Origin of the sequence: Paraburkholderia sp. IMGN_8, from assembly GCF_038050405.1 — a bacterium.
Classification (GTDB): Bacteria; Pseudomonadota; Gammaproteobacteria; order Burkholderiales; family Burkholderiaceae; genus Paraburkholderia.
The window spans coordinates 4,534,214-4,555,829 of sequence record NZ_CP150900.1 but is presented as its reverse complement, the minus strand read 5'-3'; the positions used below and the strand labels follow the sequence as shown (position 1 = coordinate 4,555,829).

Genomic DNA, 21,616 nt, shown 5'->3' with positions numbered 1-21,616 from the left:
TGAATTTCGAGATTCTTCGGATGTGAATAGGTTAGATTTTCGCACACGAGCTAACAAGGCCCTTATCAGCGAGTCCCTTGTTCTTTAGAATTTCCAATGGAGCGGCCTCGACCTCCGACCTCGCGCAAATGAGCGTCGCGGACATCGATAGGTGCGGACTGGGCTATGAGGTGGTCGACGAAGTCGTGCGGCTTCTGCGCGAAGGATGGCCGGTCGTGCAGCAAGAGGCCGAGTATTCAATTAAGTTCGCTGCAGACTAACCCGGCTCTGTGTCGGTCTTCGACCACGCGTTGCGATGTTCTGTGGAAATCCTGCGACTTTTCCGTGACATTCACGCAGCAACGCTAACGGTACAATTCGCGGAGGATGGCCACCGCAACGCGTATTTGCGAACCTTGGACCCTCTTCTTCACGGGCATGAGTCGGAGTATCCATTACCTGTTCAGGCTAGTAAAGGATGGCGCTGCGATGGCTCACCCGAAAAATCTCGCGGATGCGTACGTCGTCTTTTGAGAGCCAAAGACAGCTGACGCGTGCTGCTCAAACGTGCCCGGTCAGGACTATCTGTCAGGCCTCTTAAGCCTCAGCTTGCTGGCACGCTGACGCGGCACCATCATCTCGGGATTGATGGTCGCGACCGGAGCGATGGTCTCCAGCCACGTTTCGCGCCCAAGAACACGAAGGACCCGAATGAGTGTACGCAGTGACGAGCCACCGCCATTCTCGAGTTTACTCAACGAACTGACGCTGATGCTGGCGCGCGCCCACACAGGGGCTTGGTCGAGGTTTTTGTGCACCCGTAGCGTTTTCAAGCGCCGCCCGAGTTCGGCCTCCAGCTCTTCAGGTGTGTGAATGTGCAGTGTGCGGTTCGGAATCTTCGTCCATACCTCGTAAAGCACCCGAGCGCCATTGCAACAACCGGCAATATGTTGCCCCATGGAGCCGAATGTGCGATAAGGGGAAAAATACTGCCGCATGTTGCAGAGCCCGAGCTGGACTGTTGGCGCGGGCGGTCGTGGAGTTGATGGCTACCTGCACAAGGGTGCCCAGATTCCCGGGAGCGCCGCGGCTGAACCCTCCAGGTCGACGTCGAGCGGATGGTGCTGGAAGAGTTGCCGTGCGGCTTCTCGAACGGCTCTGCGCGCGCCAGTGCCAGTGGCGGAAGCGAGCGGTTGCAAAAGCTCGCGCGCCTCGATGACTGCCTTGGTGCGCTCATATGCTGTTGTCATTGGCGGCGACCCCCGTTCGCTGTTTCTTGGATTTCGGCGACCCATCGCCGCCGACGCAGCCACCATTGCCACCTGGATTTGCGCCCTACCATCTTCGCGTTAAGGTGACAAAGAGCACAGTAGCAAGCACAAACGCAACGACGACAACAACGGTCCAGCAGAGCCACTTCGCTACGCGGTCGATATTTTCTTGAGATGAAGCAAAGCGAAAGAGCCATTCGCCAAAACGGCAATAGGACTGTTTGCACCCAATCCAATACAAGCGCTATTGCTCGTTCGAGAGGAGAGGTTGCATGGGCCGGTCTGTCAACGAGAACGAGTGTGAAGTGTTCTGACCAGAACACTTTGGTGTACCTCAACGTCAACGCGTTGACCCGAACTTGCTTTGGTGCTCGGCAGACATCGTTAGCCGAACCCCGAACAAGGGAACCCTCAACCGGTACGCCTCGCTGGTCAACAGCTCGAGACGGCAACGCGGTGCCCCTCGAGGAGAGTTTCGTCTCGGCCGTCTCCTTGGCTATCGCAACAGCCACAGTCATCGCGCGCCCTAGTACCGGTTGAGGCCAACTTAGGTCGGGCGACCGACCTACGGGTGGCCCACGCAGATATTTGCGGCTAGCGTATCGCTGAACGGCTGTTCTCTCCGGCGAAACGCCATTGTGTTCTCCGCCAAAACTTCGGTCGAGAGCTGGAGAAGACCGTCGACGATGAGGGCTGCGTGCGGTTGTCATGTTCTTGAGGGTTTCGCAGAAGCGCTGGCTCACGACCTCGAAAGCCAAAGCGCATTCGGCAACTCGTCCTAACAACATACTTTCATTTACTTGGACATCATCTTGGCCTGAATTTTCGCTCTCCGGCTGCGCAAAAGATGCTTGCAAGCGACGAATAAATCATGTCATGATTTCTGCATCGAATCTCTGAATCACGAAAAACATGAAAAATCTGACGCGAGAAGAAGAGTCAATTGCGCCCAAGTCGCGCCAGTCCCGGCGGTCGGCTTTCGCTGCTATCGCTACGGTACTGGCGCTACACCCGGTGAACTTGCCGCCGGTGAAGCTAGATTTTCACGTTACGTTCGATACCCGTCCGTACGCGGAAGGGCCGGTCAGAAGCCCGCAGATGGAGCGCAACTAAGATGAATCGTCCTTTGAGCCCGACCGTCGTATTCCGGGACTTGGTGGTGACCCTGCGCGACCACGGTGTTCCTGATGCATATCAGGCTGCGTTGTCGATGCTCGCTGACACGCAAAGGGGCGATTTGCCCAAGTCAAATACGGGGCCCATCCTCCAGGCTGACTTGCAGGCGATACTAGAACAGGCGACGCCGCAACTTTCTGAAATCCTTGATTGGGTTTCGGTTTCGGACACGTCGAGACGTCGTGGGGAGGCGTCGCTGACGCCGGATATTGCGCAGCTCCTGACTGACCTTGTTATAGAGGGGGCACATACGCGGGCAATTGTCCTGCAGGACCCGCTTTGCCTTGTGGCATCTCGATTGAACGGCGCTGGCGTGTCGGTCGAACAGTATTGCTCCGGGTCTGACATTCCGGCGCTATGTGTCGCAATCACCCGCGCTGCCACCTGGACCGTCATCGGAGGGGCTGAAGACGTAGTTGGCGCTAAGTCCAACGGATTTTTGCCGTTTGAGCGCGTCTCTAAAGCGGATGCTAGTAACGATGTTGCAATAGCGGCGTTTCCACTTATTCCCGGCGTTTCGGGCGGTGCGCATGCAAAACAGCTTCCTTATGCAGCCAGTGAAGACCTACGCGGGGTTATTTCGGCAGTCGGTTCGAGTATTAGGCGGCTAATCGCACTTGTACCGAGTTCCATGCTCTATCGCACTGGAAAGGCGGCTGATTTTCGGAGTGAACTTCTCTCCTCAGGTCGTGTAGAAGCGATACTTGAGCTTCCCAGTGGCGTGACGCCGCTCGCAACCCACCAGTATTCTGTGTTGATTCTGCGACTCTCTGGAGAGCCATCTGCCGACGCAACCGTGTTCGTTATGACTTTGCCTGAGCGTCCAACTGCGGGCACCAGGGGACGGGGTCGGAGAATTGAGGTTGAGTCGAGCCGCACTCTCACCCGCTGCATATTCGATGGCATCGACGGCCGCGTCGAGAATGCCAATACCAGTCGCAGACTGACCAGCGAAGAAATTGCGCGCAGTGGCTCGCTTCTCCCGCGCATGATACTTACAGGCTCATCGTCCGGGGAGGAAGCGGCCGACAACGGCGTGTCACTGCGTGACCTCGTGGAGATTATTCGTCCATCGTCAATATCTATGGGCTCGGCTAGCTTGGGCGCAAGCCTGAGCACCGAAAGCATAGTCCGTGCGTCCCCATATGTTCGATTTATCGAAACAACGCAAGACCAGACCCGCGAGACAGAACGTATCAAGACTCCTGACACAGCTGCCGACCTTCAACCTGGCGACATAGTCATGGTGGCGAAGGGGGCGGTCGGTGCCATGGGGCTCGTGGAGGATGCTTACGCTGGTCATGTATTCGTGCCGAACTCCTGCCTCATATTGCGTCCGAAATCTGCGAATTACGCGGAAGCACTGTATCTCTTTTTCAGAAGTCGGACCGGAGTAGAGCGTCTTCGACAAATCGTCACTGGAAGTACGGTCCGTAACATCCGACTTTCTGACCTTGGAGGACTTGCCGTTCCACTTCCTTCAGCGCGCGCTTGTGCAGCGGCCAAGGATGCACTTCGAGCCATCAACGAAAGAACGCTTGAAATCCACCGCTTGGAAGAAGAACGCGCCCGAATATTTGCCGATGCGGTCGACGCAATGTCCGAGCAGAGCAATTAGGTCCACTTGGTCGTCAGGTCGCGGGGGTCCTTCAGAGTCGCGCAATCACGCCACCCAGCCGTTGGAATTTTTGTCCTGCTTGAAAATCCCCCCACTATTGCCTACGTTGGTAAACCCAAGCCGGTGCAATGCCGGCACGCAGTACCAGGAATGAGCCTTTATTCGTCGCGTTGACCGCCCGCCAGGTCAGGCCCTCTATTTATGAGAGGGTATGGCGGGAGCAGGCGATGAAACTGGTCTGGCTGCGGGCGGATTGGGCGACGTGGATAATCAGTCGCCTACTCAATGTTCTGTCCCCGTTTGAACTGGTGGAGCGTGATGGTCTCCACGCCTATGACACGCAGGCAGGCAATGAGGAAGGCGGCCGAGAACCGCTTGCGATTAATTTTGCGGTTGAGCTGGTCGGGCGACTCGTAGATGCCGAGCTGCTCCAGCATTCGCGAAAGCTGTTTGTAGCGAATGCCGCGCCGCATCATCTCTTCCTCTATCAGCCCCTTCGCTTCTTCTTCCCACTGCCCGTACGGCTCAGCCGACAGCCGACCTCGCTTGTGCGGCAGTTCTTCCATTGTTCCCCCTCGACCTTGTTCGGGCCTCTGCTTTTCTGTTGCCGGGATTTTCTCACGGCTATTTTCGGTCGTATACGACCGACTCTAAACCGGCATCACTACACGTCCTTAGCAAGCCATTTTTTTGCGAGGACAGAATGCTGACAATAACTTTACAAGCCAGTTGGCCGGCCCGATGGGCCGAAACTGCACCATGGACGACCGGCCGTACGCGCAGCCGGCTGCTGACTCCCGACGGAGGCGCGAAATGAGAAGCGCACCGTCCTATGGCGTCCGTAGTCGCCGAAGTGCTGCGAACGCCGGCGTCCGGCTCACAGCACGGACGTATGGCAAGGCCCGCATCGGCACCTATGCCGACAAGGCCGACGGCCACATCACCGTCGAATCCGACGCGGAACGCCTCGTAGCGCACATGCTGTGCCTTGACCCGCGCGTGCGCTCGTTCAGGCAGCAACCTTTCACGGTCGACCTGGTTGGTGAACGGCTGCTGTTCACGCGTGAGGAACTGTCCGAAGCGCGCAAGGCGCGTGGTGGTCGCGGCGGGGATGCGGAGTACACGCCCGACTTCGCCACCGTTCAGGCCGACGGCCTGCAGCGCGCATACGAGGTCAAGCTCGAAGGCTTCGAGGGCGATGGCCAGTACTGGGCCAAGGTCGAGCGCGCCCAGGAAATCATGGAGGCGTACTGCTATCCGCTATCCACGGTGGTCGTGCCTGCGGATGAACGGCACCCGGTCGTCGTCAACGCGCAACTGTTGAAGCCGGCGATAGCGCGTGCCCGCGAATACCTGACGCCGGACATCATCAACCGGGTCGAAAGCTACTGCGAGTCGGGCCCGGTGCTGCAGCGCGCGTTGTGCGCCGACCTCGAGATTCCGACAGGCCTGATTCCTCCGCTGCTCGCCAGGGGCGTGTTGCAGGCCGACCTCGCGCATCACCATATCTGCGCCACGCTGGAACTGTCAGCCGCGTATGGCGACCTGAGCCACCTCTGTCTCATTGAGGAGCTGCGGCGATGATGTCCGACCTGCACACTGGAGACAAGCTGGTGCCCCCCGGTAAACCGGACTGCTACTTCGAGGTGCTGGACAGTCGCCTGCATGCTGGCTCCATCCATCTCTTCGATGCTGAGAAAAGCCAGGACTGGTTTGACAAATACGATGCCATCTGCGCCCGGATTTCGGAAGGCAGTCTGGTCCTGCATCGGAAGGGAATGCCGCGCGTCAGCATTGCCGCCCAGTACGACAATCCGGAATTGCACAGTAAGGTCCGCCTGCTGAACGACACACTGCGGCGCATTGATGCCATCCGGGACCAACGGGGTCTGTCGTTTAGCGCAGCGATACCTCTGGCCTGTGAAGCCTATCTGATGGAAAACGAAGACAACCCACTTGTCTGCCCGTTTCCGTCGCGCGCAACCCTGTACCGGGCTCACGCAAATCAACGGCTGGGCCTGCCGGTTCTAAAGGGTGACAAAAATAAGGGCAACGCGGCGGCCAGGTATTCAAAGGACCTTGTCGAATTCGTCAAAGAGGTCATCCAGGACCATTTTCTGGTCACGGAATCGAAGTGGACAGTCCTCAATCTGACGGGATACGTCAACCGTGAGGCTCGTCGCCTCGGCCTGCATGATGGCAGACACGCTATCAGCCGCAAGTTCGTGTGCGCCAGGATTGATGACCTGACCGTCGATGCCGAATACGACCGGATGGACCCGCTCAATCGGGTCGCCGGCAAATCGTTCGCGAAGAAGCGTATCCGGGCGGCGTTCCCGTTCGCCCGTATTGAGCAGGATGCAGTCCATCTGCCATTTGTCGTGCGCACGCCCGATGGCACCGCCCGGACCATCTATCTGGTTCTCGCGATTGATGTCTGCACCGGGTATCCGGTGGGATGGCGACTCGTCATTGGTTCGCCGCGAGAGATGGATTCGCTGTTGTGCCTCGAGATGTATCTGACGCCTGCCAAGGCAGCCCGGTTCGCGGAGCTTGGCATCGCTCACGCGCTGAACGTTTATGGCACGCCGGGACAGGTCATTTTTGACAATGGCCCGGAGACAAAAGGTGGACGGATTGTCCGCCTCGAGCGGTTAGGAATGGATGTCAAGCATTGCAAAGCAAAGGAAGCGCAAGGCAAGCCATTCATCGAGCGCCTGAACAGGTCGCTCAAGGAGGCATTGCAGCTCCTCCCCGGCTGCACACGCTTCGAAGGAAAGGATGGTGTGCGCGACCCGGAGGCGCGCGGCGACGAGTTGATAACCATCGAGGCGCTCGAGCAGTGGATTGTGAGATGGCTCTACGAGAAGTGGGTCAACAGCCCGCTCGACCGGCTGCGTTGGGACGAGTTACTGGTCGATTCGGTGAAGGGAAAAACACCGCGTGAGCGCCTGAAATACCAGACCGAAGAATTGGGACTGCCCATCCCTTTGCCGCCACCGCGCCAGGAATGGATGGCTGCGCTTTTCGAACATAAGCCGTGCGTGTTGAGCGCGAAGACGGGCATCTCGCTTGAGCATGGATTCAGGTACGGAGGCGAAGCCAAGTCGTACCTGCTGGACAAGTACGGCGACCGTAAGGAACTTCATGTGCTCTACAACCCCGACGATTTCCGTCAGGCGTACGTGTACGAGGGAGCTGACCTTCCACTCGTCGCACTGACGCACGAACACGTTCGTCGGGACACGCCGGCGTGGACGTTTGCTGAAGCCAAAAAGCGGTTCGATTCAGGCATGGCTAACTGGACGGTCCCGGACGAAAAGCTCCAATTCGAGCGGGACATGGACGAGGCAGTCACCGGAAACGCGAAAGCCCGTAAGCCCAAGACTCGCGGCAAGCGCGAGGAAAACAAGGAAACCGTGCGCCGGGCCAAAAACAGTTTAGCCGTCCAGCGGGCCGCCAACCAGCCGCTTTCAGCGGCAGCCCCGTTTGGACCTGCGCCTTCGACCAATCCGTCGTTGCCGGCGGAAGACCTTAAGGCCGACGCCATCTCGTATGGCGACGCGCCCTTGATGAACATCGTGAACAGAAACACTGGAGAAAAACTGCTGTGACGCCAGCCCAACAACTGCGCAGGGACATCGAGACCTGCGAGCTTCCGCATCCGGTGTTCGTAGAGCACCTCGCTGCGCTCAAACGGCGCATCGATGACGCTCTCGCTGGCTTTGCCCCCAAAGTCGTTCGAGTGCCTGGCCCAAGCCGGGTAGGCAAATCTTCGCTCATCGCAAAGCTGTCGCGTGACTATCCTGAAACCCGCAATGAAGGACGGCGCAATGTCCCCGTGCTGGTTGTGAGGGTGCCCCACTCGGCAACGGTCAAACTGCTTCCCAAAAGTGTGCTGCGTGCGCTGGGCATCCAGGTTCGCGGCAGCATGACGGAGAGCGCGATGTTCGACCTGATGGTGGAGCAGCTTCGTCTCGCCGGCACGCGTGTCGTCATTTTCGATGAGATATCGCATCTCGTTGATGAAGGGTCGCGCGTGCCTCCGCGCGCAGCCAGCGACTGGCTCAAGACCCTGACAGACACGCCCGGGATGACGCTGATTCTCTTCGGCATTCCGCGTCTTGAACGCCTTTTTTCGGCTAACGAACAGCTGCGCAATCGGGCTTGTCCTGCGCGCAATTTCTTGCCGTACGACGCAAGCGATGCTGCGCAGATTACGGCATACGACGCGTGCGTGACGAACTACGCACGAATGTTCGCCGCAGCTGGTTACCCCATTGACGTGCGGCCTCGCGTGCTGACGCAACAAAGCTATCTGCTCACCGGCGGCCTGATAGGAGTGCTCGCTGACTTCATGCGTGAGCTGGCAAGTTTGATGGCACACGAAGCGCCGCGCGCCATTACATACGCAGACTGCCAGAAGGCGCTTGAATATGTCAGCCACGCGGGGTCCCCGCACAAACTGGCTTTCCAGGACTCGGGCATTGAAGACACGAGCGTAGAGCCGGCGGCGCTAAAACAGGCATACGTGTATGTCCTGACCAGTAACGCGGCGTCCGTACCAGTTCGCAAAAAATCAGGAGATAAACAATGAGCCTCATTCTCACCTATGCACCTCGGGACGACGAGTCTGGAATGGGGTATTACCGGCGCCTCTGCGCCGACAACGCGCTTTTCAGCTGGCGCGACCCGGCAAATGCAGCGGGTGTCGAGCGAAATCGCCGTGCCTTGCTCACACGCACGGAGGACGTAGCCCGTAAGCTCGGCCTGGAAACGGCATGGACCGAATTCACCCGACAGCAGGAAAGTATCTGCCGGGATTGGGGACGTCTGCACCGTGCGCAATCTGACGCCGTGTGTCCCGCGTGCCTGGCTGAATCGCCTTACCTGCGGCATCACTGGGAACACGCCTATGTCACCGCATGTCCGCAACATCGAATCCTGCTGGTCGACCAGTGCGACGCCTGCGGGAAACATCTCTCACCGGAGCGGCTCTATATTGGATTGTGCGCGTGCGGTCATGACCTGAGCAGCCTGCCGCGTGTGCCAGCGACACGAGCACAGCAGTGGCTATCGACGCTGATTGCGAGCAACGGGCAGCAGTCTGGGAGCATGAAGCCGGGTCTGCGCGACGTGGACGTCAATGTGCTGACGAAGGTCATCCGCACGCTCTGCCAACATGCGGACCCGACGCGCCCCGGGTTGCCGCGCAGCGCGGTATTGCCGAAATTCGTCAACGAAGCCGTCGAATTCCTCTCCCCGCTCGAAGCATTGCTCGCCGACTGGCCAACCGGTTTCCGGAATCACGTCGAGCAACGCATCGACGCCGGTCGCAAGGATGCTCGCACGCTGAACACCTTGCTCGGCGACTGGTACGTCAGTCTGCGCAAGCTCTGCCAGGGCACCTCGTTCGAGCCTTTGCTCCAAATCATCATCGAAGTTGCCGCACGGAAGTCCGATTGTGTGTTGGGCCTGGATTCGGCCAAAGCAATGGCCGAGGATACGACTGGATACATGCGCGCGCCGGATGCTGCAAAGGCTATCGGCGTCAGCGTCTCGCGTCTGCGCGACTCGATTGAAGCGGGCGAATGCGAGCACCGTGCCCGACGCACTGGAACGCGTGGCCAGCTGTTCGAAATTCCGTGCGATGAAGTTGAGCGCATCCAGCGGCAACGTGCCGGATGGATTTCCGACGTCGTTGCCTGCGAACTGGCGGGCGTTACACCCATCGTGCTCGCACGCATGAAAACGGCTGGCGTAATCCAGTCGGATGCCCGCTGGCGCGAAGACCTGATGAAGGGTGGACCGGTCGAGCGCCAATCCGTCCTGGATTTGTATGAGCGTGTGGAGCTTTCGGCTCAACGCGGTGTGGTGGGCGATGATTCGACGCTCACCTGGGGAGAACTGACCAGCCGGCGTATGGGTGACCGACGGGCTATCGAGTCACTGATGCAGGCCATAGCAGGGGGCAAGGTGAGAGCCGTCGCGCGTGGTCGGGCACTGGGCGAGACGTCATTCCTGAGGGCGGATGTGTCGCCGTATTTCGGCACACCGTTGCTCGAGGCCGGCATGTCAATCCAGCAGCTCGCCAAAGCGACCGGATGGAAATGGGAGTCCATCCAGAACTGGGTCGACGAAGGATTGCTCGCGTCGGAACTGATTCAACGACGTGGCCAGCGTTGTCGCGTCGTGCTGCCGCAGCAGTTGCTGGAGTTCCGGAGAGCCTATGTTCCGCTGGCCGACCTCGCCCGTGCCATGGATAAGAGGTCGTCGGCGCTGTCCCGCTTGCTGTCCGGCGTCGAACTGGTCGGTGCGAAACAGCTTCCTGACGGCACCATGCGGGGCGCGCTGATTCGTATCGCCGACCTCGGCCGGCTGGCGGTTATCGGCGCGAGAGCCGGGCACGACCTTTTTGTGCCCACATCGTTGACGTCATGAACGCGCGAGCGATACGTCGAACCGCGTCCGTGGGCTGACCGGCAATGTGTGCGCCGGTCGGGACATGGTTGGGCTCGCACGTAGCGCCGCCAGGTCCACGACAGAACAGAAAGGTATGACCTTCCACCACCAGGAGACTGCGATGCCAATCTGGAGACCACGCCCCGCTTCCGAATTGCCGAGGATTCCGCTGTCTCGATGGCGCATATTCGAGACGGAGGATGGGAGCCGGCATTTTGTTGGCGTGGATATGTTTGACTCGTCGGGGCGGGTCAGCTCCCCAATATTGACGTTCGACCCGGTCACTATGCAAGGTACGACTGAGACTGGGCGTATTTACGAACTGGTCGGTAGGAAAGGCTCGTCACTGAATGTTGAGTACGTCTGGATGAGGTGGTGCGAACTGTATGAGGTCACGTCGTACACCGACGTCACCGAACGACTACTTGACGGAGCTGATGATGACGACCCCACGTGAGCGTACGAAATCCGTTACTGATGCGCGCGAGCTGTTGCAGATGCTCGCGTCTGCCGACGAGATAACCATCAACGGTCTCATCCAGTCGGTGGCGTTAGTCCTGCTCAGGCACTACCCGCTCGACGTCGACATTGAAGTGTCGGCCGCAGCATTACCCGGAATCTGGGCCGCGCCGGAACACCGGCGGGCTGACTCAATAGCAGCGCCAGAATGTCAAACACGCATCCCCGGCCGGCGCGATGCGGATGATATTTGCAATCCAGGAGCAGATGATGACCAGACGGCATGCGGTTCCTGACGACTTTCCGAGAGGGCCGTCGCCCGGACTGGTGCCCGGTGCGCAGCCCAAGCTTCCCGTGCGCGAGATGGACGGGCGGTATCACACCGGTCTTACAGACGAAGAGCTGTGGACACGTTATGACGCGTGCGAGGACCTTGCCGGTCAGCTCGCGGAGTACGCATCGCGAAAGATGCCTGCGTCTGGCCTGTCGCTGGACGACGCACTGAGGCGGGTCGAGAAAGGTCTGAAAGTGAAGGTCAGCTCCGGCCAGTGGGATTTTTCTTCTGCGGAGATAGCGTGGGTAATGAAGCACACGCGTGAGCTACTGCTGGCCGTGGCGAATGGCAGAGGGGGCGGGAATGCGAAGGGTTGACTCTACGGGTGTTAGAAATCTTCGCGCTGGCGGGCAGGCCGGTGTCCACATCCGCTACGGCCGTGTCGGCGTTGGACGACCGGCGAAGGGTCCTGCCGCCGAAACGTCCCGGACGATTCTGGAATCAAAGGAGGTAAAACGTGAAGCGCCTCAATCGCTTTTCTGAATGGCTACTCCGCTTCGCGTCATCACAGAGGAACATCGACCGCGTGGCGATGTGGTTCGGCGGCGGCGTCTCGGTTCTGGCAGCGACGTTTATCATCGCTGTCATTGTCATGCTGCTGCACAAATGAGCTATGCCTGGTAACGACATGGGCGGCGGCGACTACCAGACATGTCTTTGCGACCAAGTTGGCCGAGTACCGACGTCTGGCCGCCTTGCCGTGCAACTATCACCTGTCGCGACGGAGGAGCCACATGCTCTCGCAAAATAGTCTGGACCTCGAGATTGCGCTTCAGAAAATTCATGAACTGTCCCTGGGCGACGGCGACTTGGGATACGAATACTGGTACGCAATTGGACAGCTCTTACAGCGGGCAGCCGGCATGCAAGCCGAAATAGATTCGCTTGCAAAGGAACTGGAACGATGTCGCGCGATGCTTGCCCACGCCACTGGTTGAAAGTCCAGTGACACGCCGGACGTGGGCTGCGAACTCGTGGACGTATATCCCCGCTATTGCCATCTGGCTTTGCATGGACGCGGAAGATTTCAAACGCGTCGTCATATTCGGCATTGCGCGCGCCGCTCTTCGTAGCCACCGACAGCCGGTGCGAGCAATAATTCTTACGTCTCCAATCAGCAGGTCATACCACCCACGCGGAACGGACGACGTAAATATTCGTGCCGTCTTTGGAGAAATGATAGCTCGCGACTCGGCTGCATGCAGGTGTGGTTGGGTCCTTGAGCTTTTCCAGCGCACGCACGAGACTGGCCCTGAAATTACTCTTGTTGGGCCCGTATCCGCAGAGCTGATGCAACAGTTCAACCGGCAGCGGCTTCGGATGAGCGTGCCCCGCATAGAAGTTTGCGAGCCATCCTCTCAATCCATCATATCTTGCGGCGCCATTTTCGACAGATGTCCACGCGCCCGGTCCGAACAGTTCCGCCACGGAAGTCGTGACCCGAAGCAAAAGCTCGTCGCTGCCTTTAAAACCTTCAACTGACTCACCGTGCTCGAACTTCACCGACAGCAGCTTCGGCACCTCGATGTTCATGCGCTCGTGGCGAATGCGCACCCGGGCAAAGCTCAGGCGAAACAGACTGGCCCGTATCGCCCTGTGCGCTTTGACGCTGTATCTGTTTCCCATGCGACACGCGAACTCGTAGAACGTAGTTCGCTGATACTGGAGACTCCCCTCAGGGCAAAGGGGTACGTCACGGTAGTATTCGAGGCAGGTCGAGTAGACCAGCCGGTCGAACTGACAAAGACCGTACCCGCTGAACATCATGTTCATGTCTTTGAACGTGCCAATTTTCTCTTCAGCCACCAGACCGGTCGAGCCGCCCGCGAGCAGGTTTGCGTTGTCGGCCTGAACGCCTCGCGTCGCTGCAAACAGGGCTGAACGGAGAAACGCGTTCGGCAGTGCCCGCGATGTTGCGGACCAGCCCGGCAGATGCACGTCCGCGCCCACGCGGGTAGCCTGTCGCCGCCGCGAATGATGAATCTCGTACGCCGTGGCATTTGCGGGAAGTTCGGCGACCGCGAGTTGCTCGAGCGACTTCCTCTTCCGGCGTTCGAGTCCGTCGGCGATGTCATGGAGCCGCTTCGCCGCATCGAGTACAGTCACCTGCCGGTCGGGAGCAGCAGTTAATGCCGCGTCGGCCGTGAGGCTCGCGAGAGCGCGCAGGTCAGCGACTTTGTCCCCCGGAAGCGACCTAATCATTCTGCTGCTCCGTGAGCTGGACAATGCCTTTCGTCGTCTGCGGCATCGCGGCGTCAACGACGCGGGACTGGAATAATTCGGGAGGTGTGCTCCGCGAAACGCGCAGGCCGCTCGAACAGCAAGCCGGTTGAAGCTGGCAACGTGAATCTGGTCTGGTCATGGCGAAGACGTGCAGGTTGGTGATACCTGTGTATATGCGCGCCGGACGACCACGGCATCACGAAAATGAGCCTTGCAGCACTACCTTCCCAAATATCCCAAAGAATCAGGGCAGTTATTCGCTTCGGCCACAGATTGCGCGACTTGTACTCCGCATGGGCGTAGCTTGTACCCTACGTCGCCGGCGCGTGTACCCCACATCACCGCAACTTGTACACTGCATCGCATTCCGCGTGGTCGATGTGAAGAACAACCACTGAAGTCAGGAAATTATCGCCGGCTGCAGCATGGCCTAATATCTATAGACTCTGTAATCGAGATAGCCGGGCGAGTGCAGCCTAGGGCTGGCGATTTTCTTCGTCAGTTGACTTCCGGTGCTCCGGCGCGACGCGGATACCTCCTGCCCAGTCGGCCTGCATTGTTTTGTCGCGCGACATCGCCCGATGTTCGAGGAAAACTGCGATGCGACGCGCCTCCTCGTGAATGCAAGCGACAGTCACCCGCCCTGGTCAGCAAGGCGTGCCTCACGCGAGTCTCTTGTCACGCCCCCGTTCGATGGCAACCGGACGGTCATCGCAAACGCCATCCGCTACCAGAACCGGAATTGAATCCTCGGTCGACGTCTTGCTGACCAGGGCGGGCGATGCTACACCGCGCGTCTTGAGTCCCGCTACCGCCCGATGGGCGTGTCGCCTCGCGTTTCTGAATAACCCTCCAACCGTCCCGCCCTCACCACGCTTCCGGGCGGACGACGCAACTTCCGCCTTTCGGTGAATGCCCGAATGCGCGTTGACAAGCCAGTCTCTGGTGCGCCGGTAAACCTCAATGTGAATCGGCGGTTCGCATCAACGATGACCGCGAACGGACGGATAACTGGTCAGCACGCTGGCTCCCGCCGAAACTCCGGGAGCCAGCGCCGCGCAAACGATAGCCCGGCCCGACGAGGTACCGCTCGTCGATGACAGGCTCCAGCCGTTCTCTCTGTCCAGCGACTTCTCCTCGACGTACATCAATAAGGTCGAATCAGCTCTGGTCGTTCGCGGCCGCTTTACCGCGCACGCATCCGAAGCTGGCAGATGCATCCATCTTCCGCGGGCGACTTCACGACAGTTTGGCGAGCAGCTTGATGAAGTTGCGCTTCGCGCGATACGCCGCCCGAATCTCCTCCAGTTCACTGGCGAACTCTGCACGTTCATCCAGCCGCGCCCGCAGCATGCCGATAGCCTGCACGATTTCGAACGCCTCGTCATATCGGGCGTTGCGCGTACCGCCCTCGGCAGCTACCGGCAGCAGCCGGTGATACAGGGCGATGGCGTCGTGCGGATGAGTCTTGCCACGGACAGACGCCATTTCAGGCCATAGCTGCGTGGAGACCGGGCCGCAGGTAAACGTTTCCCATGCGATGTCGTTCTCCTTGCCAGCAAGATAAATCCTGACCAGCTCGGTTCGCGCGCCGCGTTGCCAGACGGTGCGCTTCGATTTTGCGGTCGCTTCCTCTTCACTGACCAGCGCCCAGAGATGTTTGAGTGCACGCTCCCGGGTTTCTGCATTTCTGCCGGTGACACTAGCGACCTCCATCAAAGCCGGAAATGCTTCAGCCGTCGGACGCATCTCGAAACGTCGCCATGCGTACGCATTGGCCTTGTCGAATTCGCTGCGCCGCAGATACGCGTCGATGCAGAAGTCGAGCAGACGCTGGTCAAAGCTTTGGCCTGACTCCGTGATGCCGCGCTCGGCCCATTCGAGCCCGTCGTCCGGACGACCGTGCTTCACACAAAGCTCCGCAACCAGCAGAAACCGGTACGGGCCCGACAGGTCCTTCGAGCGAATGCGGATGAGCGCGTCGACATCTCCGTCGAGTTCGGCCAGCGCCCCCATCGCATGTTCGAGCTGCATCCGCGGCGAGTCGTATGAGCGTCGATATTCCTTGCCCGGGGCGAGTATGGGCATCGCTTTCCATGCCTCGTTGACGAGTTCGCGATAGCGGCACAACCCGCTCTTGCCCAGTGGCACCGCGTACGCCGGCAGGATGTTGTAGAAGGTGTCCCACCTGCCTTCTGTCTGGAAGCGGAAGAGCCGCTCTGCAAGCTTCACCGGGTCGGGGGCAGTTACCCTGCAGGCATCGAGATGCACAGAGGCCAGTTCGAGAATCGCCGGCATCACGTCGCCATTGGAGTCGTCAATCTGTTCGAGGCTCTTTTCCGCACCGGCAATCGCCAGCTCGGATAGCTCGACCACCTGCGCTGCGTGAGGTCCGGAAAGTCTTTGACGCAGCATGTCGGCCAGCGACATCAGGCCGTCGCCGTATGCGCCAGACTCACGCCAGTCCAGCGGGCGTGAAATGCGTGTGGCCTGCTTGACGGCGGCCTTCATGCCGGGCAGGTCGGAGGCCCCTGCCGCACGCGCAGCGAACAGCAGCTTGTCGCGCAGCGCAAGGTCCTGTTCGACGGCGTCCATCAACAACCCCTGAAGCGCGTCCCTGCCTAACGTCGCCACATATTCCCGAATGACTTCCTCGTAGGTCTTCCGCTTCTTGCGCGGCTTCTCCGGCGCCGGCTCTTCGGCGTGAAACACGTCCTCACCAGAATTTTCGAGCCAGGAGAGCGCAACGGCAACAGCGTGCTTGCAGAAAACGCCATCGTCGCCTACGGGGCAGTTGCAGTCGTATGCGAGTTCGCCATTGTCGACGGCGAGTTCGACCCGGTATCTGTGCGTGCCGCGTACGGTTGCACGAACCGCTTCGTCGCGCTCGTCCAGGCGGGAGACGACGCCATCGTGGAAATAGGCCTTGCCGCGCGCAAACGTCTTCGTGTCGGCCAGCGACTGGACTTCGGCAAGCGTGAGAACCTCGGAAAGCTTTGCAGACTTGGACATCGGGTGACTGGTGAAAGACGGGAAATGCCGCGACGGGCGGCGCACAGGCACGATGATACGGCGATGGGCAAGCGGGCGCCCGATTCGGAACGTGTGCGTAATGACCTGAACAACAACATCCTGCCCGGTTCGGCGCGGCTTTGCTTCAGCTTCCAGTTGGGCATTCTGACGGGCGAACAGCTAACGGTGCAGCATCAAAGTTTCTTATCCAACCATAGATTATTTTGACCTGACTTCGGAGCTAGCTGAACCTAAGCTATACGCTCATTTGACTGGACCGAACACACTTAACGAACATGATTGAACTCACCGAAGAACAGATAGCTGCCCGAGAACTCCGTAACGCTGCCTACCATGAAGCGGCTCACAAAATGGTCTACGAACGATTCGGTGGCGCTGGCGACGCGGTCGTGTGGAGAAACGAGAGCGGGAACCCGGACGAGAAAGCGTGGTTCGGGCAGTTTCGTCCCCGCACCTGTCCCGAGGAGATGCGAACGATTGCTTTGGCGTCCGGGGTTTCCGCTCTTGACCTGCCCTCGAACTGGAAGATGCTTGTCGGCATTGCTGGCTTGGTGGCCGAGGAAATTCTGAGCGACGACACGGACGATGCCGGCGCAATTGCCGATGCCATTTACCTCAAAATCTCGGATGGAGAGGCCTCGGCCTCTGACCTCGCGACGATGGGCATCACGGACATCGATAGCTTTGAGCTGAGGTATGAGGTCGTCGAGGAGGCTGCGCGGATTTTGCGCGAAGGGTGGCGGGTCGTGCAACAGGAGGCTGAATATCTGATTGAGTTCGCCACCGACTAAGTTCTCTTCATCAGTCTTCGCCGCCAAGCGACGGAGCTCATCTCGCAGCGCGTCCCACGCGATTCGAACGGCCACCATGTCGGGTTCGGCTAGAGCGCCGCGCTGAATCGCTGCTGGTCGAGAGAAATGGTTGCCATGATGGGCTCGAACTCCATCATCAAATCCGGGTGGCGCTGTACAACGTATCGCCGCGCAGTTTTGTTCTCGAGAAGCCTGGCGAGATATCTTTTCGCAAGCACTAAATTAATGAAGCCGTCCATCGCCTTGTCGTAAAGATTGTGTTGAATGACGTACCTATTACCCATGGAGGGCGCTCACCTCGGTTCGGAGATGAAGCGGTCGTTGTACGGTTTACCTGGCAGCGCTGCGCCGTTTGCTCGAATGGCGGCAATGAGTTCCGACGGCGTTATCTCGTACCTCACCTCGCGGTGTATGCCCGGTCTGCGTTCATCGACTTCTAGCAGCAGGACGGCTCTTCCGTCGGTCGCAGATTCCAGTCGCAGCACGCGCATTGGGCTGCCCACCACGTCGTATTCCGTTATCAGCGTCATCGCGCCGGAGGCGCCTCTTGCAGGCATCATAATTTTCCTCGTCCTTCGCGATGCGCCGATTTAGCGGCTGTCGCGGTCAGGTCGGAAAAGCGCGCGTGAGCGCCACGCACCCGTCTTCCCTGGTCACGGGCCGGCGTCCGGCCATGGTGTTTTCCGGTCACTCGTTGCGAATCGCAATAGCCGCCTTTGTGCCCCGAGCATGACGCCGACAGGCGTACTCGCCAGTTGCTCGTCAAGAAGTGCCAGCAGCCGTTCCAGAATCGCCGCTTCGTCCGGACTGACCTGCCAGACATCGTCTGCTGTCGCCCGCGCCGCGCTGCTCTCGAGCGCCTTGGCTGCTTCCGGAAAAAATGCGTGGCGAACCGTTCCGAAGCCTGCTTCATGAAGATACCAGGCTAGGTACAGCGCACGTATGAGGTCGCTTAGCAGGTGCCCGTTTCCACTGCCTGCTCGTAATGCGGCGAGTGCAAGGTGATTGCGTAGTGAATGCGCGCGGACAGATTCTAGCGTCGGTGGTAGAAGCGCGACCTTTGCAGATGTCTTACCGGATACATAACGACCCCCACCCCTCTTTCTATTCATTTGGCATAAAAATCGCAAATCGATTGATTCCGGTGCTGGCCCGTGAAATCCATGCACGTTGTACTCGTTTTCACTCTTGTGGAGCCTTTTCGTCAATGACCCGCCGAAAACAGAGGCACTATGAACCCAAAACGAAAATCGCTGCCGTGGATTGCAATATTTAACAATCTGAAAAGTGATGAATACGTGAACATCATGTGTCATTCATCGGTAGTCGCCCCAGCAAACTGTTTTTCCAGAAAATGCCGGAAGGGGGCAACGAATGTTGGTTGGGAACGTAAATGGCGTGTCAGTCGGAGCGCTGCGCGTACTCGGTATGGGCGATATTTGTGTTTGTCCATGATTCGGACGCTTCGATATTTCAACTTTTGCGGGAGATTGCTGCGACAATCAACGCAGCCTACTCCTAGCTTAGCGAAACTATCTCCCGCCGCGTAGATAAACGCCAAAGCGGGAAAAACTACCTTTCATGCTCGTGCCTGCAAATAATTCCGAATCGCAGGCTGATTGCACGCGTTAGTTGACAATAATTGTCCGGTAAAGATTTTCATCATATTATTCCGGGTGGCAATCCGCAGGGGAGTCTAAAAATGACGGTAAATGACTGGGCAGCCGTGCTGGGCGCGGGGTTGGACCAATCTCGACGCTTGTTGAAGCTGGATACAGCTCTGGGCGGAAATGTGCTGGTGCCAGTCCGCGTGGTTGGCACTTCGCGCATTGGGCGCAATTACGACTTCACTGTCGATGTCGCCACCCTAAAAGATTCTGTCGAGCTCAAATCTCTCATCGCGAAACCGGTGACGCTCTGGACTCAACAGACTGACTCGTCGTATCTGCCGCGTCACGGCTACGTGCACACTGCGCGATTTCTGGGTTCAGACGGTAGCGTTCAACTTTATCAGCTCAGCTTTTCGTCGTGGCTGCATTTCCTGAAATTTCGCAGTGACGCGCGGATATTCCAGGACAAGACTGCAGAGGACATTATCGCAGCGGTATTCGACGAGCATCCCCAATCACGCGGCGCCTATCGCTTTGAGCTCCGTCGCCAGTTACCTCTGCGGTCGTTCTGCGTCCAGTATGAAGACGACTGGAACTTCGTGCACCGGATTATGGAGGCCGAAGGGCTCTTCGGCTATTTTGAACAGGCGGATGACGGCAAAGCGCACACGCTGGTCATCACGGACGACCTCTACACCGTTAAAGCCTTGGCTCCGCGAGATGTGTCGTTTTATCGAGCAGGCCCTGGAAGTGAAACGGATGCGATAGTCCAGTGGGGTGGAGCACGCACATTGCAGAGCGTGAGCTATACCACGCGCACATTCGACTATAAGAATCCGACTTTTAACAAAGAGCTGTCCACGCCGACAGTCGACAAGCAAGGCGACCTGCCCGACCAGGCCGAGGTCTACGAGTACACGGGCGCTTATACCTACGGCGACAGCGCTCGCGGCGACACTTTGTCCAAGACCCGGATGGAAGAATGGGAGTCCCGCGCGAAGCGTTTTTTTGCGACGGGCGGCGTGCGGCGAGCCGATGCGGGACGCTGGTTCCAGCTCGAGGGCGCTACCGCTCTCGCATCTGACAGCGCAGAAAACCGCCAGTTTGCGATTCTGGCAGTGACCTGGTACATCGAGAACAATCTGCCTGTTTCGACCGGAACACAGTTCCGTCATAGCCTCCAGTCACAACTTGCTGAAGCTCGCACATATCACGCGGGTTCGTCAGACGTCTTCAATGTAAAGGACGCGTTGGGCGGTGAAGGATTCTTTCTGGTCGAAATGGAAGCGCAGCGCCGCACCGTTCCTTTTCGCAGTCCCTTTGAACACCGCAAGCCTGTGATGCATACGCAGACCGCGACAGTGGTCGGCCCGAATCAGGAGGAAGTGTTCACGGACAACCTCAATCGAGTCAAGGTGCTGATGCACTGGGACCGGCAGAACGGTGGCGATGAAAAGGCTTCGTGCTGGCTGCGCGTAATGTCACCTAACGCTGGTGGAACGCTCGGTGGTGTATTTGTCCCGCGCGTGGGACACGAAGTGGGAATCGTCTATCTGGACGGCGATTGCGACCGTCCGGTAGTGAGCGGAAGCCTGTTCAACGGACAGCAGACGCCGCAATGGCACTCCAACGGCTTGATGTCGGGTTACAAGTCCAAGGAACTCCAGGGCACAGGCTACAACCAGCTTGTCATGGACGATTCGACGGGCCAGAACCGGGTGCAGCTTTTCAGCAGCACGTCTCAAAGCTATTTGCATCTCGGCTACCTCATTGACCAGCAAGGCAATACGCGCGGCAGCTATCTCGGGACTGGCTTCGACCTGAAGACCGATTCGTACGGCGCTGTGCGCGCTTCGCAGGGTATGTATCTGTCGACGTACGCGAAGGTCGGCACGTCGAGCCAGCCGCTCGATGTCAAGGAGGCACACCAGCACCTCGTCGACTCGGGCGGTGTCGTTGAGCGGCGCTCCGAAGTCGCAACAGGCAGTCAGGCCGAAGGCTTGCAGGATGCTCAGGACACCATCAACGATTTCGCAGCCGCGACGCAGAGCGCGCGGCAGGCAAACTCGGGTGGCGGCAGCACGGCCGGCGGTGGAACTGGCGAGGCGAACGGATTCGCTCAGCCCGTGATGCTGCTCGCCAGCCCCTCCGGTATCGGCCTTTCGACGCAGAAATCCATCCAGGCCGCGGCGACGGAGCACGTCAACATCGTGAGTGGCGCCAGCACGCACATTGCGGCGTCCAAGTCACTCATCGCAAGCGTGGGCGAAAAACTCAGTCTCTTCGTGCAGAACTCGGGCATGAAGCTCTTCGCAGGCAAAGGAAAGGTCGAGCTGCAGGCTCAGTCCGATAACGTCGAGATTACGGCCGACAGGACTGTCAAGGTTGTGTCGACTTCTGATGCCGTCAATGTGATGGCAGACAAGGAAATCAAACTGATGGCGGGTGGTGCAACGATTCGCCTGGCTGGGGGCAACATCTATGTGCATGCGCCGGGCCTGGTCGAAATCAAGGGTGCCCAGCATTCGTTCGAGGGGCCAGCGAGCGAAAACAGTGCAGCCCAGCTACCGACCACTGAAGCTTGCGCTCAGAAATTCGCTTCTGCCTCGCAGGCTGGTGCGGCGATTGTCGACTAGGAG

General features: G+C 58.9%; 22 protein-coding genes. 14 read left to right on the top strand and 8 right to left on the bottom strand.

Annotated features, from left to right (window positions below; translation table 11 throughout):
- The first annotated feature begins 77 nt into the window (after window positions 1–77).
- Window positions 78–260 (top strand): hypothetical protein, encoded by a 183-nt coding sequence (locus tag WN982_RS20725; RefSeq protein ID WP_341313754.1) that lies wholly within the window; start codon window positions 78–80, stop codon window positions 258–260.
- A gap of 300 nt (window positions 261–560) precedes the next feature.
- Here the strand turns inward: WN982_RS20725 and WN982_RS20720 are convergent, their stop codons facing one another.
- Window positions 561–977 carry a helix-turn-helix transcriptional regulator gene (locus tag WN982_RS20720; RefSeq protein ID WP_341313753.1) on the bottom strand — a complete coding sequence of 139 codons (417 nt, stop codon included), beginning with the start codon at window positions 975–977 and terminating at the stop codon, window positions 561–563.
- Between the two features lie 51 nt (window positions 978–1,028).
- Window positions 1,029–1,229 (bottom strand): BPSL0761 family protein, encoded by a 201-nt coding sequence (locus WN982_RS20715; RefSeq protein ID WP_341313752.1) that lies wholly within the window; start codon window positions 1,227–1,229, stop codon window positions 1,029–1,031.
- 933 nt (window positions 1,230–2,162) lie between these two features.
- On the opposite strand from WN982_RS20715, the gene WN982_RS20710 reads away from it, so the two are divergent.
- Both WN982_RS20710 and WN982_RS20705 read left to right on the top strand, forming a co-directional pair.
- Window positions 2,163–2,363 carry a hypothetical protein gene (locus WN982_RS20710; protein ID WP_341313751.1) on the top strand — a complete coding sequence of 67 codons (201 nt, stop codon included), beginning with the start codon at window positions 2,163–2,165 and terminating at the stop codon, window positions 2,361–2,363.
- Between the two features lies 1 nt (window position 2,364).
- The gene (locus tag WN982_RS20705; RefSeq protein WP_341313750.1) at window positions 2,365–4,044 is read left to right on the top strand and encodes a hypothetical protein; all 1,680 of its coding nucleotides are present in this window, start codon (window positions 2,365–2,367) and stop codon (window positions 4,042–4,044) included.
- A 278-nt stretch (window positions 4,045–4,322) separates the two neighbouring features.
- Here WN982_RS20705 and WN982_RS20700 read toward each other — a convergent pair whose 3' ends face one another.
- Window positions 4,323–4,610: a DUF6471 domain-containing protein gene (locus WN982_RS20700; RefSeq protein ID WP_341313749.1), complete on the bottom strand. Its 288-nt coding sequence runs from the start codon at window positions 4,608–4,610 to the stop codon at window positions 4,323–4,325.
- Window positions 4,611–4,803: 193 nt separating this feature from the next.
- On the opposite strand from WN982_RS20700, the gene WN982_RS20695 reads away from it, so the two are divergent.
- From WN982_RS20695 to WN982_RS20660, 8 genes are all read left to right on the top strand, one after another.
- Complete coding sequence (locus WN982_RS20695; RefSeq protein ID WP_341313748.1) at window positions 4,804–5,628, top strand: hypothetical protein; 825 nt, start codon at window positions 4,804–4,806, stop codon at window positions 5,626–5,628.
- Window positions 5,625–7,658 (top strand): transposase family protein, encoded by a 2,034-nt coding sequence (locus tag WN982_RS20690; protein ID WP_341313747.1) that lies wholly within the window; start codon window positions 5,625–5,627, stop codon window positions 7,656–7,658. The genes WN982_RS20695 and WN982_RS20690 overlap by 4 nt, the downstream gene beginning before the upstream one ends.
- Window positions 7,655–8,641: a TniB family NTP-binding protein gene (locus tag WN982_RS20685; protein ID WP_341313746.1), complete on the top strand. Its 987-nt coding sequence runs from the start codon at window positions 7,655–7,657 to the stop codon at window positions 8,639–8,641. The genes WN982_RS20690 and WN982_RS20685 overlap by 4 nt, the downstream gene beginning before the upstream one ends.
- Complete coding sequence (locus tag WN982_RS20680; protein WP_341313745.1) at window positions 8,638–10,485, top strand: TniQ family protein; 1,848 nt, start codon at window positions 8,638–8,640, stop codon at window positions 10,483–10,485. Before WN982_RS20685 ends, WN982_RS20680 begins: the two co-directional genes overlap by 4 nt.
- A 446-nt stretch (window positions 10,486–10,931) precedes the next feature.
- Complete coding sequence (locus tag WN982_RS20675) at window positions 10,932–11,261, top strand: BPSL0761 family protein (RefSeq protein ID WP_341313744.1); 330 nt, start codon at window positions 10,932–10,934, stop codon at window positions 11,259–11,261.
- Window positions 11,236–11,616 carry a hypothetical protein gene (locus WN982_RS20670; protein WP_341313743.1) on the top strand — a complete coding sequence of 127 codons (381 nt, stop codon included), beginning with the start codon at window positions 11,236–11,238 and terminating at the stop codon, window positions 11,614–11,616. The genes WN982_RS20675 and WN982_RS20670 overlap by 26 nt, the downstream gene beginning before the upstream one ends.
- A gap of 140 nt (window positions 11,617–11,756) precedes the next feature.
- The gene (locus WN982_RS20665) at window positions 11,757–11,909 is read left to right on the top strand and encodes a hypothetical protein (RefSeq protein WP_341313742.1); all 153 of its coding nucleotides are present in this window, start codon (window positions 11,757–11,759) and stop codon (window positions 11,907–11,909) included.
- 124 nt (window positions 11,910–12,033) lie between these two features.
- Window positions 12,034–12,237, top strand: coding sequence for a hypothetical protein (locus WN982_RS20660; RefSeq protein ID WP_341313741.1), 204 nt, complete (start codon window positions 12,034–12,036; stop codon window positions 12,235–12,237).
- A gap of 184 nt (window positions 12,238–12,421) precedes the next feature.
- Here WN982_RS20660 and trfA read toward each other — a convergent pair whose 3' ends face one another.
- Complete coding sequence (gene trfA / locus WN982_RS20655) at window positions 12,422–13,249, bottom strand: plasmid replication initiator TrfA (RefSeq protein ID WP_341313740.1); 828 nt, start codon at window positions 13,247–13,249, stop codon at window positions 12,422–12,424.
- A 1,512-nt stretch (window positions 13,250–14,761) separates the two neighbouring features.
- On the bottom strand, window positions 14,762–16,534 hold the full coding sequence (locus tag WN982_RS20650; protein ID WP_341313739.1) for a DUF6880 family protein: 1,773 nt from the start codon (window positions 16,532–16,534) through the stop codon (window positions 14,762–14,764).
- Between the two features lie 63 nt (window positions 16,535–16,597).
- On the opposite strand from WN982_RS20650, the gene WN982_RS20645 reads away from it, so the two are divergent.
- Both WN982_RS20645 and WN982_RS20640 read left to right on the top strand, forming a co-directional pair.
- The gene (locus tag WN982_RS20645; protein WP_341313738.1) at window positions 16,598–16,762 is read left to right on the top strand and encodes a hypothetical protein; all 165 of its coding nucleotides are present in this window, start codon (window positions 16,598–16,600) and stop codon (window positions 16,760–16,762) included.
- A gap of 68 nt (window positions 16,763–16,830) precedes the next feature.
- On the top strand, window positions 16,831–17,346 hold the full coding sequence (locus tag WN982_RS20640) for a hypothetical protein (protein ID WP_341313737.1): 516 nt from the start codon (window positions 16,831–16,833) through the stop codon (window positions 17,344–17,346).
- 89 nt (window positions 17,347–17,435) lie between these two features.
- Here the strand turns inward: WN982_RS20640 and WN982_RS20635 are convergent, their stop codons facing one another.
- The 3 genes from WN982_RS20635 to WN982_RS20625 form a co-directional block, all read right to left on the bottom strand.
- Complete coding sequence (locus tag WN982_RS20635) at window positions 17,436–17,606, bottom strand: hypothetical protein (RefSeq protein ID WP_341313736.1); 171 nt, start codon at window positions 17,604–17,606, stop codon at window positions 17,436–17,438.
- A gap of 54 nt (window positions 17,607–17,660) precedes the next feature.
- Window positions 17,661–17,924: a hypothetical protein gene (locus tag WN982_RS20630; RefSeq protein ID WP_341313735.1), complete on the bottom strand. Its 264-nt coding sequence runs from the start codon at window positions 17,922–17,924 to the stop codon at window positions 17,661–17,663.
- 96 nt (window positions 17,925–18,020) lie between these two features.
- Window positions 18,021–18,683, bottom strand: coding sequence for a hypothetical protein (locus WN982_RS20625; RefSeq protein WP_341313734.1), 663 nt, complete (start codon window positions 18,681–18,683; stop codon window positions 18,021–18,023).
- Window positions 18,684–19,069: 386 nt separating this feature from the next.
- Between WN982_RS20625 and WN982_RS20620 the strand changes: the two genes are divergently transcribed.
- Entirely contained in the window at window positions 19,070–21,613 is a 2,544-nt protein-coding gene (locus tag WN982_RS20620; protein WP_341315855.1) for a type VI secretion system Vgr family protein, read from the top strand.
- Window positions 21,614–21,616: the final 3 nt, after the last annotated feature.

Coding starts and splice junctions, on each gene's coding strand:
- WN982_RS20720 (WP_341313753.1), bottom strand. CDS start 977: ATGCGGCAGTATTTTTCCCCTTATCGCACATTCGGCTCCATGGGGCAA.
- WN982_RS20715 (WP_341313752.1), bottom strand. CDS start 1,229: ATGACAACAGCATATGAGCGCACCAAGGCAGTCATCGAGGCGCGCGAG.
- WN982_RS20710 (WP_341313751.1), top strand. CDS start 2,163: ATGAAAAATCTGACGCGAGAAGAAGAGTCAATTGCGCCCAAGTCGCGC.
- WN982_RS20705 (WP_341313750.1), top strand. CDS start 2,365: ATGAATCGTCCTTTGAGCCCGACCGTCGTATTCCGGGACTTGGTGGTG.
- WN982_RS20700 (WP_341313749.1), bottom strand. CDS start 4,610: ATGGAAGAACTGCCGCACAAGCGAGGTCGGCTGTCGGCTGAGCCGTAC.
- WN982_RS20695 (WP_341313748.1), top strand. CDS start 4,804: ATGGACGACCGGCCGTACGCGCAGCCGGCTGCTGACTCCCGACGGAGG.
- WN982_RS20690 (WP_341313747.1), top strand. CDS start 5,625: ATGATGTCCGACCTGCACACTGGAGACAAGCTGGTGCCCCCCGGTAAA.
- WN982_RS20680 (WP_341313745.1), top strand. CDS start 8,638: ATGAGCCTCATTCTCACCTATGCACCTCGGGACGACGAGTCTGGAATG.
- WN982_RS20670 (WP_341313743.1), top strand. CDS start 11,236: ATGACCAGACGGCATGCGGTTCCTGACGACTTTCCGAGAGGGCCGTCG.
- WN982_RS20660 (WP_341313741.1), top strand. CDS start 12,034: ATGCTCTCGCAAAATAGTCTGGACCTCGAGATTGCGCTTCAGAAAATT.
- WN982_RS20650 (WP_341313739.1), bottom strand. CDS start 16,534: ATGTCCAAGTCTGCAAAGCTTTCCGAGGTTCTCACGCTTGCCGAAGTC.
- WN982_RS20645 (WP_341313738.1), top strand. CDS start 16,598: ATGGGCAAGCGGGCGCCCGATTCGGAACGTGTGCGTAATGACCTGAAC.
- WN982_RS20640 (WP_341313737.1), top strand. CDS start 16,831: ATGATTGAACTCACCGAAGAACAGATAGCTGCCCGAGAACTCCGTAAC.
- WN982_RS20635 (WP_341313736.1), bottom strand. CDS start 17,606: ATGGACGGCTTCATTAATTTAGTGCTTGCGAAAAGATATCTCGCCAGG.
- WN982_RS20630 (WP_341313735.1), bottom strand. CDS start 17,924: ATGCCTGCAAGAGGCGCCTCCGGCGCGATGACGCTGATAACGGAATAC.
- WN982_RS20625 (WP_341313734.1), bottom strand. CDS start 18,683: ATGACACATGATGTTCACGTATTCATCACTTTTCAGATTGTTAAATAT.
- WN982_RS20620 (WP_341315855.1), top strand. CDS start 19,070: ATGACGGTAAATGACTGGGCAGCCGTGCTGGGCGCGGGGTTGGACCAA.